At 67.9% G+C, this 11,823-nt stretch carries 15 protein-coding genes; 11 read left to right on the forward strand and 4 right to left on the reverse strand.

The features are described 5' to 3' along the window. Positions 1 to 52: 52 nt before the first annotated feature. Positions 53 to 364 (forward strand): ribonuclease, encoded by a 312-nt coding sequence (locus E4M01_RS04365; protein WP_245158177.1) that lies wholly within the window; start codon positions 53 to 55, stop codon positions 362 to 364. Here the strand turns inward: E4M01_RS04365 and E4M01_RS04370 are convergent, their stop codons facing one another. Further along, positions 365 to 811, reverse strand: coding sequence for a COG3650 family protein (locus E4M01_RS04370; protein WP_135062057.1), 447 nt, complete (start codon positions 809 to 811; stop codon positions 365 to 367). Positions 812 to 884: 73 nt separating this feature from the next. On the opposite strand from E4M01_RS04370, the gene E4M01_RS04375 reads away from it, so the two are divergent. Next, the gene (locus E4M01_RS04375; protein ID WP_135062056.1) at positions 885 to 2,042 is read left to right on the forward strand and encodes a DNA cytosine methyltransferase; all 1,158 of its coding nucleotides are present in this window, start codon (positions 885 to 887) and stop codon (positions 2,040 to 2,042) included. 9 nt (positions 2,043 to 2,051) lie between these two features. Here E4M01_RS04375 and purH read toward each other — a convergent pair whose 3' ends face one another. The 3 genes from purH to E4M01_RS04390 form a co-directional block, all read right to left on the reverse strand. After that, the gene (purH, locus tag E4M01_RS04380) at positions 2,052 to 3,656 is read right to left on the reverse strand and encodes a bifunctional phosphoribosylaminoimidazolecarboxamide formyltransferase/IMP cyclohydrolase (protein ID WP_135062055.1); all 1,605 of its coding nucleotides are present in this window, start codon (positions 3,654 to 3,656) and stop codon (positions 2,052 to 2,054) included. An 88-nt stretch (positions 3,657 to 3,744) separates the two neighbouring features. Beyond that, on the reverse strand, positions 3,745 to 4,269 hold the full coding sequence (gene secB, locus E4M01_RS04385; protein WP_135062054.1) for a protein-export chaperone SecB: 525 nt from the start codon (positions 4,267 to 4,269) through the stop codon (positions 3,745 to 3,747). 69 nt (positions 4,270 to 4,338) lie between these two features. After that, the gene (locus E4M01_RS04390; protein ID WP_135280313.1) at positions 4,339 to 4,662 is read right to left on the reverse strand and encodes a hypothetical protein; all 324 of its coding nucleotides are present in this window, start codon (positions 4,660 to 4,662) and stop codon (positions 4,339 to 4,341) included. Positions 4,663 to 4,853: 191 nt separating this feature from the next. On the opposite strand from E4M01_RS04390, the gene sdhC reads away from it, so the two are divergent. The 9 genes from sdhC to E4M01_RS04435 all read left to right on the forward strand — a co-directional run bounded on the left by sdhC (position 4,854) and on the right by E4M01_RS04435 (position 11,761). After that, positions 4,854 to 5,303 (forward strand): succinate dehydrogenase, cytochrome b556 subunit, encoded by a 450-nt coding sequence (sdhC, locus tag E4M01_RS04395; RefSeq protein WP_135062052.1) that lies wholly within the window; start codon positions 4,854 to 4,856, stop codon positions 5,301 to 5,303. After that, positions 5,300 to 5,704 carry a succinate dehydrogenase, hydrophobic membrane anchor protein gene (gene sdhD / locus E4M01_RS04400; protein WP_135062051.1) on the forward strand — a complete coding sequence of 135 codons (405 nt, stop codon included), beginning with the start codon at positions 5,300 to 5,302 and terminating at the stop codon, positions 5,702 to 5,704. Before sdhC ends, sdhD begins: the two co-directional genes overlap by 4 nt. Before the next feature lie 7 nt (positions 5,705 to 5,711). After that, positions 5,712 to 7,496, forward strand: coding sequence for a succinate dehydrogenase flavoprotein subunit (gene sdhA / locus E4M01_RS04405; RefSeq protein ID WP_135062050.1), 1,785 nt, complete (start codon positions 5,712 to 5,714; stop codon positions 7,494 to 7,496). A 2-nt stretch (positions 7,497 to 7,498) separates the two neighbouring features. Beyond that, entirely contained in the window at positions 7,499 to 8,566 is a 1,068-nt protein-coding gene (locus E4M01_RS04410) for a glycosyltransferase (RefSeq protein ID WP_256359989.1), read from the forward strand. A gap of 22 nt (positions 8,567 to 8,588) precedes the next feature. Then, positions 8,589 to 9,392: a succinate dehydrogenase iron-sulfur subunit gene (locus E4M01_RS04415; RefSeq protein ID WP_135062048.1), complete on the forward strand. Its 804-nt coding sequence runs from the start codon at positions 8,589 to 8,591 to the stop codon at positions 9,390 to 9,392. Between the two features lie 40 nt (positions 9,393 to 9,432). Next, positions 9,433 to 9,753 carry a 2Fe-2S iron-sulfur cluster-binding protein gene (locus tag E4M01_RS04420; protein ID WP_135062047.1) on the forward strand — a complete coding sequence of 107 codons (321 nt, stop codon included), beginning with the start codon at positions 9,433 to 9,435 and terminating at the stop codon, positions 9,751 to 9,753. 44 nt (positions 9,754 to 9,797) lie between these two features. Next, positions 9,798 to 10,136, forward strand: coding sequence for a PilZ domain-containing protein (locus E4M01_RS04425; protein ID WP_135062046.1), 339 nt, complete (start codon positions 9,798 to 9,800; stop codon positions 10,134 to 10,136). A 65-nt stretch (positions 10,137 to 10,201) separates the two neighbouring features. Beyond that, the gene (locus E4M01_RS04430) at positions 10,202 to 10,948 is read left to right on the forward strand and encodes a TetR/AcrR family transcriptional regulator (RefSeq protein ID WP_135062045.1); all 747 of its coding nucleotides are present in this window, start codon (positions 10,202 to 10,204) and stop codon (positions 10,946 to 10,948) included. 222 nt (positions 10,949 to 11,170) lie between these two features. Continuing rightward, positions 11,171 to 11,761, forward strand: coding sequence for a hypothetical protein (locus E4M01_RS04435; RefSeq protein WP_135062044.1), 591 nt, complete (start codon positions 11,171 to 11,173; stop codon positions 11,759 to 11,761). Positions 11,762 to 11,823: the final 62 nt, after the last annotated feature.

Here is an 11,823-nt window from a genome sequence, read left to right on the forward strand (position 1 = left end):
TTTGGGAACCGTCGGCCCGCCGCGCCCGCTCTAGTCGGCGAAGGAGATCGCCATGACGGATCAAGACCGGACTCTAGATGCCCGAGAAGCTGACGACATCGGGGAAAAGCCCGATCTGGGCCGCAAGCCCGACGCCCTGTCAGAGGCCCTGAGCGGTTCGGACCTGGGGTCTGACACCCGCGCCGGATCGCTGCGAGGCGGCTCGGCCTCGGGCTCGGACATCGATCCCGATCAGAAGGCGATCAACGAGAGCCTGGCCAGCGAAGGCATGGCCTCGGCCGATGCTCATGCGGGTGAGGATAAGGCCCGCAACGATGGCGACGATCCCAAGACTGGCGGTGACGCCGACGCCGCCACGGGCTGATCAGCCGACTGCGCCGCTCTCGGCCGCCCTCAGGACGGCGGCGGTGGCGGCGGCGCAGCCGTTCAGCGTCTCCTGGCCGACCTCGATGCGGGCGGTGAGAGGATAGGTGCGGTCGCTCATTCCGTCCGAACATTCCGTCGCCATCAGGGTCACCGTCATCGAACCGTCGGTCGCCTGCCAGGTCGCCATCGTGCCCTGCACTTGCGGCCCGTCATGCGCGGCGCGCTGGGCCGTGATCTCTCCGGCCCGATCATAGGCCAACTGGTCTGGCCCGATCTCGACGCTCCAGAATGGCTCGGTGCCGAGCGCGCGGACCGGTTCGTTCAGATTGACCCCGCCCAGCATGGCCGGTCGAATGGCGGGCGTCTCGGACGTCGTCTCGGGCGCGGGGGCGGGGTCCGAGCAGGCGGCCAGGGCCAGCAGGCTGATCAGGGCGACAAGACGCATCGAAAGTCTCCGAAAAGGGGGCGGCGCAGGCGCATCATGGCTGAACGCGCGCAGAGGTCTATGGTGGCGAATCATGACGTCCACCGCCTTGCCCGACATGCCTGTCGCCTATGAGTTTTTCGCCGGCGGCGGTCTGGCCGGTCTGGGGCTCGAAGGCTTCCGCATCGCCTTCGCCAATGACTTGGATGAGATGAAGGCGGCGGCTTTTCGGACCAACCATCCCCGCACGCCCTTCCGAAGGGCCGACGTTTGGGATTTGACCCTGGCCGACCTTCCGGGCCGACCGGACCTAGTGTGGGCTTCGTCGCCCTGCCAGGACCTCAGCCTGGCGGGAACGCGCGGAGGGCTGAAGTCTGAGCGCTCGGGCGCCTTCTGGGGCTTCTGGCGCCTGGTCCAGCAGCTCCAGGCCGATGGCCGCAGCCCCCGCGCGGTGGTCCTTGAGAACGTCAGCGGTCTCCTGACGTCCAGCGGCGGCGCGGATCTGGCGGCTGTGTGCAAGGCCATGGCCGAGGCCGGCTATCGGGTCGGTGCGCTGGAGATGGACGCCGCCTGGTGGCTGCCCCAGTCTCGCCCTCGCCTGTTCGTCGTCGGGCTAAAGGGTGCGGAGCATCTGGTGGAACATGCGCCCGTCGCGCCGTTCCACACGCCGCGCCTGATCCGCGCACAGGCCGGACTGCCTCAATCTGTGCAGGAGGCCTGGGCCTGGTGGAGTGTCGCGGCCCCCGCCCAGCGCAACGCAGACCTCGATTCCCTCCTGAGCGCGGACGCCGAATGGATGGCCCCCGCTGAAACCGAAGCGCTGCTGTCATTGCTGTCTCCGCTTCATCGCGCCCGGCTGGAGGCGATCCAGGCCTCGGGCGAGCGCCGCATCGGGGCGGGGTTTCGACGAGTGCGGCGCGAAGGGAATGATAAGCGCCAGCGGCTGGAGCTGCGGTTCGACGGTTTGGCGGGCTGCCTGCGTACGCCCTCGGGCGGCTCGTCGCGGCAGTATGTCGTCGAGGTCGAGGGCGCCCGCGTGCGCGCCCGGCGCCTTACCGGCCGCGAGGCGGCGCGCCTGATGGGTTTGCCCGACGACTACCGACTGCCCGACCGCGACAACGCCGCCCTGAAGCTGACCGGCGACGCCGTGGCGGTGCCGGTGGTGCGGGCGTTGTCGGATCAGCTGCTGCTGCCAGCGCTGACGAACAAGGATGAAGCGCTCAAGCCGCGAGCGACCGCGTCGCGAGCATAGCGCCCAAAATTAGTGCCGGAAGACCCGCACGCCCGTGAAGGCCATGGCGATCCCCTTCTCGTCGGCGGCGGCGATGACCTCTGCGTCGCGCATCGAGCCGCCCGGTTGGATCACCGCCGTGGCCCCGGCGGCCACCGCTTCCAGCAGCCCGTCGGCGAAGGGGAAGAAGGCTTCGGACGCGCAGGCCGAGCCCTCCGCCAGCGACTGGGTCAGCCCCTTGGCCTCGCCGGCTTCCTTGGCGCGGATGGCGGCGATTCGGGCGCTGTCGCGACGGTTCATCTGACCGGCCCCGATCCCGGCGGTCTGGCCGTCCTTGGCGTAGACGATGGCGTTGGACTTGACGTGCTTGGCCACGGTGAAGGCGAACAGCATGTCCTGGATCTCGGTCGGCGTCGGCTGGCGCCGGGTGACGATCTTCAGGTCCGACGCCTTGATCAGGCTGCGGTCGCGCGACTGGACCAGGAAGCCGCCAGCGACCGAGCGGAACACCTCGCCCGCGTCGTGCGGATCAGGCAGGCCGTCGGTGATCAGCAGGCGCAGGTTCTTCTTGGCGGCGAAGACGGCCTTGGCTTCCTCGTCGGCGCCCGGCGCGATGACGACCTCGGTGAATATGCCGGTGATGGCGCGGGCGTCGTCGCCGTTCAGCGGGCGGTTGACCGCGATCACGCCGCCGAAGGCGGAGACGGCGTCGCATTCCAGCGCACGGGCGTAGGCGTCCGACAGATCCTTGCCGACCGCCACGCCGCAGGGGTTGGCGTGTTTGACGATGACGCAGGCCGGGGCCTTGAATTCGGCGACCAGCTCATAGGCGGCGTCGGCGTCGGCGATGTTGTTGTAGCCCAGTTCCTTGCCCTGGATCTGGGTCGCATAGGCCACGCCCGGGCGGCGTTCGCCGGTGCGGTAGAAGGCGCCGGTCTGATGCGGGTTTTCGCCGTAGCGAAGCGTCTGGGCCAGCGAACCGGCGATGGACTTGCGGGCCGGGGCGGCGTCTTCCAGCTGACCGGCGAACCAGGCCGATACGGCCGCGTCATAGGCGGCGGTGCGGGCGAAGGCGCGCGCGGCCAGCTGCTTGCGCAGGGCCAGGGTCGTGGCGCCGTCGGCCTTGAGGGCTTGGAGAATCAGGCCGATGCTTTCGCGGTCCACCGCCACCGCCACATGGCCGTGGTTCTTGGAGCCAGAGCGGATCATGGCCGGACCGCCGATGTCGATGTTCTCGATGGCGGCCTCGAACCCGCCGCCGGCCTCGACGGTCTTTTCGAACGGATAGAGGTCGATCCAGACGATATCGATCGGGCCGATGCCGTGGGTCGTCATGGCCTCGGCGTGGGCCGGCGCGTTGCGCACGCCCAGCAGGCCGCCGTGAACGACGGGATGGAGCGTCTTGACGCGGCCGTCCATCATTTCGGGAAAGCCCGTCAGGTCTGCCACGTCCTTGACCGGCAGGCCCAGCGCCGCGATCGCCGCCTTCGTGCCGCCGGTCGAGACCAGTTCAACGCCCAAGTCGTGAAGGGCGCGGGCCGCCTCATCCAGCCCCGCCTTGTCGGACAAGGAGATCAGGGCGCGCTGCGGCGCCACCCGGTCGGGAGCGGGCGGGAAGTCGGGGGCTGCGGGCATGGCGGCGTCCTAGGGGCGGGGAGGAGACGGGACGCCGGCGCCTCTAGCACGCGACGCCCGGTCTTTCACCCCGGCGGAAGCCTTTAAATCAGGCCTGGCCGGTTTCGTTGGGGCCGCGCGCGATCTGCTGCTGGCGCTGGACGTAGATGCCGGCGAAGTCGATCGGGTCCAGCATGAAGGGCGGATAGAAGCCGCCGTCACTGGTGGCGCGGGCCACGATCTCGCGGGCGAACGGGAACAGATAGCGCGGGCACTCGATCAGCAGCATCGGCTCGATGTCCTGCTCCTGCACGCCGTTCAGTGCGAACAGGCCGGCGTAGACCAACTCGACGTGGAACACCGCCATGGTCTCGGTTGACGCCTTCACCGAAAGCCGGACCTCGACCTCGAACAGACCGTCGGGACGGCCCTGGGCGGCCAGTTCGACACCCATGTCGATCTGCGGCTTGGCTTCGATGCGCAGGCTGTCGGGCGCACGCGGATTCTCGAAGGACATGTCCTTCACATACTGAGCCAGAATGCGGAATCCGGGGCCTTGCGGCTGGCCTTCGGTCGCGGCGCCATTCTGATCCGAAGGAACGGGGGCGTCGGCGGGGGGTGTGGCGTCGGTCATGGGGTGGATTGGATCCTGAACACGGGGGATCGCCTCACGCCGTTGCGCAAGGGATCGGAGGCCGCGCGACTAGCACGCCGGGCGCGGCGCTCGCAACGGCGCCGGCCCGCCGGCCGCAGCGTCTGCGGCCCTCTCGGCCTCGTCCACTCCCCGCTCGTAGTCCAGCTGCGCCTGGGTTGGCGACGTCTCATAGGCGCCGCAATAGCGCTCGATATGAACCGCATCGCTCAGCCGCGCCCTCAGGAAGACCTGTTGGGTCGCCGCTTCGTGCTCGCGGCCGAAATCTGACAGGGGCTGGAATGGGGGGCTCGGTCGCTGATAGGTCTGAAACGGGCTGAGCAGGTCCGCCGGATGCCCCGGCAGGACCAGGGCTACCACGAACGGAGCAAACAAGGCGGGCGAAATCATCCGTCCAAGGTGAAGCACACCCCGCGCCCGGCGCTAGTCGCTTGACGCGGAATGCGCGAAAACGTGATCGGTTCCGCATTGCGGCGTCGCCGCGTTGACACCGCGCGGTGACGGTCACTAAACCCTGATCTCACCCTCCCGAGGCTTGATTTTCCTCGCTTTTGAGAACGATTCGCATGTCGAGCAACGATGCGCGGGACGACCAGACCGGTCGGTTCGTCACGCAGCCCAACGGACGCATCCGGCCGCTGTCGCCGCATCTGCAGACCTGGCGTTGGCACATCACCATGGCGGCCTCGATCCTCTTCCGCGCGACGATCGGTGCCGCCTCGTTCGGCGCGCTCTTCGCCGTAGCCTGGCTGGCCGCAGCGGCCTTTGGTCCCGAGGCCTATTCGAATCTTCTGGTCTTCGCCGGATCGCCGCTGGGTCTGCTGATCGGCTTCGGCCTGACGTGGGTGCTGTTGTCCTTCCTGCTGAACGGCGGCCGCCATCTGTTGAATGATTTGGGCGAGGGCCTGACGGTCGAGAGCGCAAACCTGCTGGCTCACATCGCCGTGTGGGGCCCGGTGGTCCTGGCGGTCCTGTTCTGGATCGGGCTGTTCGCCTCGGGGAGGATTTCGCTGTGAGTCGTCAGGTGCGCTACCGCAACATGGTCAAGGTCTCCGAGCGCCACGGCGCCGGCGAGTGGCTGACCGAGAAGGTGCTGCTGGCCCTTCTGATGCCGCTGGGCCTGTGGGTGGCGTTCAGCGCCTGGGCCCTGGCGGGCGCCGGCTATGACGCCGTGCTGGCCTGGATCGCCAGCCCGCTGAACGCCGGCCTGGCCGCCGCGACGCTGCTGGTGTTCTGCGCCTACGCCAGCCTGGCCTGGAAGGTCATCATCGAGGACTACATCCATCGTCCGGGCAACAAGGGGCTGCTGATCCTCTTGTCCAACCTGATCTTCCTCGCGCTGGCGGCTGCCGGCGTCTTCCTCATCGTGCGGCTGGCGCTGGGCTCGGCGCCGCTGCCGGCTGGTCTCGGAGTCTGAACGCCTGATGGCTGCTTACGAATTCATCGACCACGAGTATGACGTCGTCGTCGTCGGCGCCGGCGGCTCGGGCCTGCGGGCCGCGCTCGGCGCCGCCCAGCAAGGCCTGAAGGTCGCCTGCGTGACCAAGGTCTTCCCCACACGTAGCCACACCGTGGCGGCCCAGGGCGGCATCTCCGCCTCGCTCGGCAACATGGGCGAGGACAGCTGGCAGTGGCACATGTACGACACCGTCAAGGGGTCGGACTGGCTGGGCGACCAGGACGCGATCGAATACCTAGTCAGGAACGCCCCCAAGGCCGTCTACGAGTTGGAGCACTGGGGCGTGCCCTTCAGCCGGACGGACGAGGGCAAAATCTATCAGCGCGCCTTCGGCGGCATGACCCGCAACTTCGGCGAGGGCCCGGTGCAGCGCACCTGCGCCGCCGCCGACCGCACCGGCCACGCCATCCTGCACACCCTGTACGGCCAGTCGGTCCGTCGCGAGGTGAAGTTCTTCGTCGAATATTTCGCGCTTGATCTGATCATGCAGGACGGCGCCTGCACCGGCGTCACCGCCCTGCAGCTCGACACCGGCCAGATGCACCAGTTCCGGGCCAAGATGGTGGTGCTGGCGACCGGCGGGTACGGCCGCGCCTATTTCTCGGCGACCTCGGCCCACACCTGCACCGGCGACGGCAACGCCATGGTGCTGCGCGCCGGCCTGCCGCTGCAGGACATGGAGTTCGTGCAGTTCCACCCGACCGGCATCTACGGCGCCGGCTGCCTGATCACCGAGGGCGCGCGCGGCGAGGGCGGTTATCTGACCAACTCCGAGGGCGAGCGCTTCATGGAGCGCTACGCGCCGACCGTGAAGGACCTGGCGCCGCGCGACATGGTCTCGCGCTCCATGACGCTGGAGATCCGCGAGGGCCGCGGCGTGGGGCCGAACAAGGACCACATCTTCCTGCACCTGGACCATCTGGATCCCAAGATCCTGCACCAGCGCCTTCCGGGCATCTCGGAATCGGCCAAGATTTTCGCCGGCGTCGATGTGACCAAGGCGCCGATCCCGGTCCTGCCGACCGTCCACTACAACATGGGCGGCATTCCCACGAACTATCACGGCGAGGTGCTGACGCTGCGCGACGGCAACCCCGACAGCGTGGTGCCCGGCCTGATGGCCGTGGGCGAGGCGGCTTGCGTGTCCGTGCACGGCGCCAACCGTCTGGGCTCCAACTCCCTGACCGACCTGGTGGTGTTCGGCCGCGCCGCCGGCCTGCGCTGCGGCGAGGTGGTGGACAAGGCCTCGGCGGTGCCCAGCGCCCCGGCCGCGACCACCGAGGCGCACCTGGCGCGTTTCGACCGCTTCCGCAACGCGGACGGCTCCACGCCCACCGCCAAGCTGCGCTTGGAGATGCAGCGCGCCATGCAGTCGGACGCCGCGGTGTTCCGCACCGGCAAGACGCTGGAGGAAGGCGTGGCCAAGCTGCGCGACATCCACGCGCAGGGCTCGGACATCAAGACCACCGATCGCGGCCTGATCTGGAACACCGACCTGATCGAGACCCTGGAATACGACAACCTGATCGACCAGGCGCTGGTGACCATCGAAGGCGCGCTGAATCGCACCGAGTCGCGCGGCGCCCACGCCCGCGAGGACTATCCGGACCGCGACGACGCCAACTGGATGAAGCACACCCTGGCCTGGAAGCGCCCGGACGAAAGCGTGCAGATCGACTACCGTCCGGTGCACAACTACACCATGTCCAAGGACATTGATTACATCGAGCCAAAGGCGCGAGTGTACTGACGGTGGGTCGCGGGCTGAGCATCCTTCACGTTCTGCTGTCCGACAACTTCGGGGGCTCGGAGCGATACTGCATGGATCTCGCCGCCCGGCAGATGACCGCCGGCCATCGCATCAGCCTGCTGCTTCGCCCGCGCAGACCCGAAGCCGGCGGCGCGGACGTGCACGCGTTCGTGCCTAAGGGCGCTACGGTGTCCGTATCGCGAAAGCCGTTCGACGCCTTGAACGTGTGGAGGGCGGCTCGCACGGCCCGCGCCGACATCATTCACGCTCACCTGGGCTGGGCTGCACGCGCGACAGCGGCCGCCCCGGCGCGGCCGCCGGCGGTGACCACCCTGCATCGCCACTATCGCGCCAAGGAAAGCGGCAGGCTGGAAGGCGTGATCCGCATCGCGGACTGGCAGAAGGCCGCCATGGCCGATCATCGCGGCCAGTCCGTCACCATCCGCAACTGGACGCCGAACCTGGCGCCCGCATCGCCGTACAGCATCGCCGAAGCCCGCGCCTCGGCCGGGGCTGGCCCCGATGACATCCTGGTCGGGTTCGTCGGCCGGCTGCACGAGGTCAAGGGCGTGGACCTTCTGGTCGAGGCGTTCCGGGCCTCGGCGCCCGAAAACGCCCGGCTGGTCATCGTCGGCGAAGGCCCATTGAAGGCGCAGCTGGCGGCGCTCGCATCCGGCGACGACCGCATCACGCTGGCGGGTTTCACGGCCAATCCTTCGGCCTGGTATCAGGCCATGGATCTGTTCGTGATGCCTTCAAGGTTCGAACCGTTCGGCCTGACCGCGCTGGAAGCCATGGAGGCCGGCGCGCCCATCATCGCTTCAGACGCCGACGGACCGCGCGAGATTCTGGAAGGCGTCGCCGTGCTGACGCCGGCTGGAGAGCTGGAGCCGTTGACCCAGGCGCTGGAGGCCTTCTTCCTGAGCCACACGTCGCGCCCTGCCAGAAAAACCTACGATCAGACGCCGTTCGATCCGGACCAGGCTGTGGCCCGGATCGAGGACTTCTATAATCAGGTCATCGCAGCCGAGAACACGCGCCGCTCCCAGCCGACGGGCCGCGCCGCATGATAGTTCCCAAAGAGAAATCCTCATGGTCCAACTGACCCTTCCCAAAGGCTCCAAGCCCGCCGCCGGCAAGGTCCACAAGGCCCCGCCGGGCGCCCAGAACGTCAAGACCTACAAGGTCTATCGCTACGACCCCGAGGTCGACGCGGATCCGCGCTGGGACACCTATGAGGTCTCGACGGACGACCACGGCCCGATGCTGCTGGACGCCCTGATCCACATCAAGAACGAGATCGACCCGACCCTGGCCTTCCGCCGGTCGTGCCGCGAAGGCATCTGCGGCTCGTGCTCGATGACGATCGACGGCCGCAACGCCCTGGCCTGCACCAAGGGCTGGGACGAGTGCTCGGGGAATTCGATCTCGATCGCGCCCCTGCCGCACCAGCCGGTGGTCAAGGACCTGGTGACCGACCTGACCCTGTTCTACGCCCAGTACGACTCCATCCAGCCCTACCTCCAGACCAACGACGAGGTGGAGCCCGAGAAGGAGCGTCTGCAGTCGCCGGCCGACCGCGAGAAGCTGGACGGCCTGTACGAGTGCATCCTGTGCGCCTGCTGCTCGACCTCGTGCCCCAGCTACTGGTGGAACCAGACGGAATACCTGGGGCCTGCCGCGTTGCTGCAGTCCTACCGCTGGATCGCCGACAGCCGCGACGAGGCTACGGACAAGCGCCTGGACGACCTGGAAGACCCGTTCAAGCTCTACCGCTGCCACACCATCATGAACTGCGCCCAGGTCTGCCCCAAGGGACTGAACCCGGCCAAGGCCATCGCGGAAACCAAGAAGCTGATGGTCTCTCCCAGCCGCAAGAAGACGGCGGCGGCCTGAGCATGGTGTTTCGCCCTATCGCTGCGCTACCTGAGGGCTGATGGCCAAGATCACCTACATCGAGCACGACGGCCGCGAGCACGTCGTGGAGGTCAAGACCGGCCTGTCCGTCATGGAAGGCGCGATCCGGAACAATGTGCCGGGGATCGATGCAGACTGCGGCGGCGCCTGCGCCTGCGCGACGTGCCACGTCTATGTGGACGAGGCGTTTCAGGACGTGACCGGCCGGGCTTCGGCGATGGAGGAGTCGATGCTCGACTTCGCAGAGAACGTTCAGCCCAACAGCCGGCTGTCGTGCCAGATCCGCGTTTCCGATGATCTCGACGGCCTCGTCGTCCGGCTTCCGGAAAGCCAGCACTGATCGCGTTGGCGCCGGATCGGGGTCGAGCGCGTTAGATCGTCTCCATGCCGTTTTTCGACCGAAGCCAAGATCGTCGCCAGGGCCTGCGCAAGGCGGTGAACCTGCGCGGCCTCATCGTGGCCCCGGGCCTGGAACTGCGCTGCGTCATCGTGGACCTCTCCGAGGGCGGGATGAAGGTCCGGCTGGACCGGGGCATGGCCCTTCCCGCCGAGATGACGATCGTCGATCTCGCAGCGGGCACGGCTCAAGCCGCCACACTCGCCTGGAGCAAGGGTCAGGAGGCCGGGCTGAGGATGAGCGGCCCCGCGACGGCCCTCGGCGGTCTCGTCTCGACGCGTTTTGCGCCGGCGCGCGACGCTTGGCGGCGCGCCGGCGGACGATGATCCAAACGGCCGTCGTCAGCGAACAGGGTGATGCCTGGTCGGCGAAAACGGTCTAGCCTGAGCCGATGACCGTTCGCGCCGCTCCTTCCGCCGCTGAGGCCCCAGCCGTCGATCTCGAGGGCGGCAAGCCGGCGCGTCGCGGACGTCCGCCCAAGGCCCAGGCGGCCCAGGCCGGCGACACCCGCGAATCCATCCTCGATGCGGCCGAGGACCTGTTTTCCAAACACGGCTTCTACGGCGTCACCATCCGCGAGGTTGCGCGGGAGGCCGGGGTGGATACGGCGCTCATCCACTATTACTTCGGGGCCAAACGCCAGCTGTTCGACGCCGTTTTCGTACGCCGCGCCCAGGTCTGGAACGACGAGCGGATGGACGCCGTCAACCGGTATGCCGAGACCCATTGCGACGCCATGACGCTGGAGGGGCTGCTGGAGGCCTTCCTGCGGCCGCCGTTCATGTGGTCGCTGAAGGGCGGGCCGGGCTGGAAGCACTATTCCGCCCTGGTGGCCCAGACCAACGCCAATCCGGCCTTCGGCGGCGAGACCATGGCGCGCTATTTCGACCCCGCCATCCGCCGGCTTATCGAACTGCTCAAGCGCGTGCTGCCCCAGGCGCGCGAGACGGACCTGTACTGGGCCTGGCACAACCTGTCGGGCGCCTTGACCCTGACGCTGGGCGAGACAGGCCGGCTGGACCGACTGTCCGGCGGACTGTGCCGGTCGGGCGATCTGGAACGGGCCTGCGCCTATATGGTCAAGTTCTCAGCCGCCGGCTTCCGCGCCGTCTGCGATCCGGAAACGCGGCCGGAATAGGCGGTCTCGCGCGACGGTCGATGTCGCCGGCGCCGCGCCGCGTGGACACGCGCAAATACGGCCAAGCTACCACTTTTGACTAGTCCAACATCGCTAACCGCCTTGGCGATGTTGCGGGCCCTGCGCGCCATGTAAATGGCGCCGTTGGGTCAACAGCCCGATAGCCGGAGCTGTTCAGGCGGGTCCGGATATTTCTGGAAATCAAATATTGGAGGCATTTTCATGCGTAGCTATATTCTTGCGACGGCCGCCGCCGCCGCTGCTCTGCTCGCCATCCCAGGCGTGTCTGCCGCCCAGACCAATGTGACCGTTTCGACCAGCGTGACCAACTTCTGCGGCATCGGCCTGGCCAATGTCGCGGGCGGCAATGTCGCGGTGGCCAACGGCGCGCGTCAGAAGGTCACCACCCTGCGGATGTCGTGTAATTCGCCTACGGGCGCCACTCTGACGTCCAGCGCGCAGAACGGCGACTTCAAGTCGGCCGGCGGCGTGCTGATCAACTATGACTGGGATCTTTCGGTCCCGGCCATTCCCAGCCTGGGCTTCGCTCCGGTCGACACCTGGCCCGGCAGCCCTGCGATCCTGACCAACTCAGGCGGCTACAGCCAGGCTCTGGCGGACGGCATCTTCGCCGATCTGTTCCTGAACCTTTGCTACAACGTTCCGGGCGGCCCCGGCGTGGGCGGCAGCCAAGGCGACAACTCCAATCCGGGGTCGTCGGGCTGCGCGGCGTCGCCGTCGGGCCCCGGCGCGGCTTCGGCTCCGGCGGGAACCTATACGGAGGTGTTCACCTTCGCGCTCAATCCGACCTAGCGGAATGAACGAGGGGCCGCCCTCGCGGCGGCCCCGCCTTTCTCGATGTTTCTGCAGGGGAG

This window comes from Brevundimonas sp. MF30-B (assembly GCF_004683885.1).
Taxonomy (GTDB): Bacteria; Pseudomonadota; Alphaproteobacteria; order Caulobacterales; family Caulobacteraceae; genus Brevundimonas.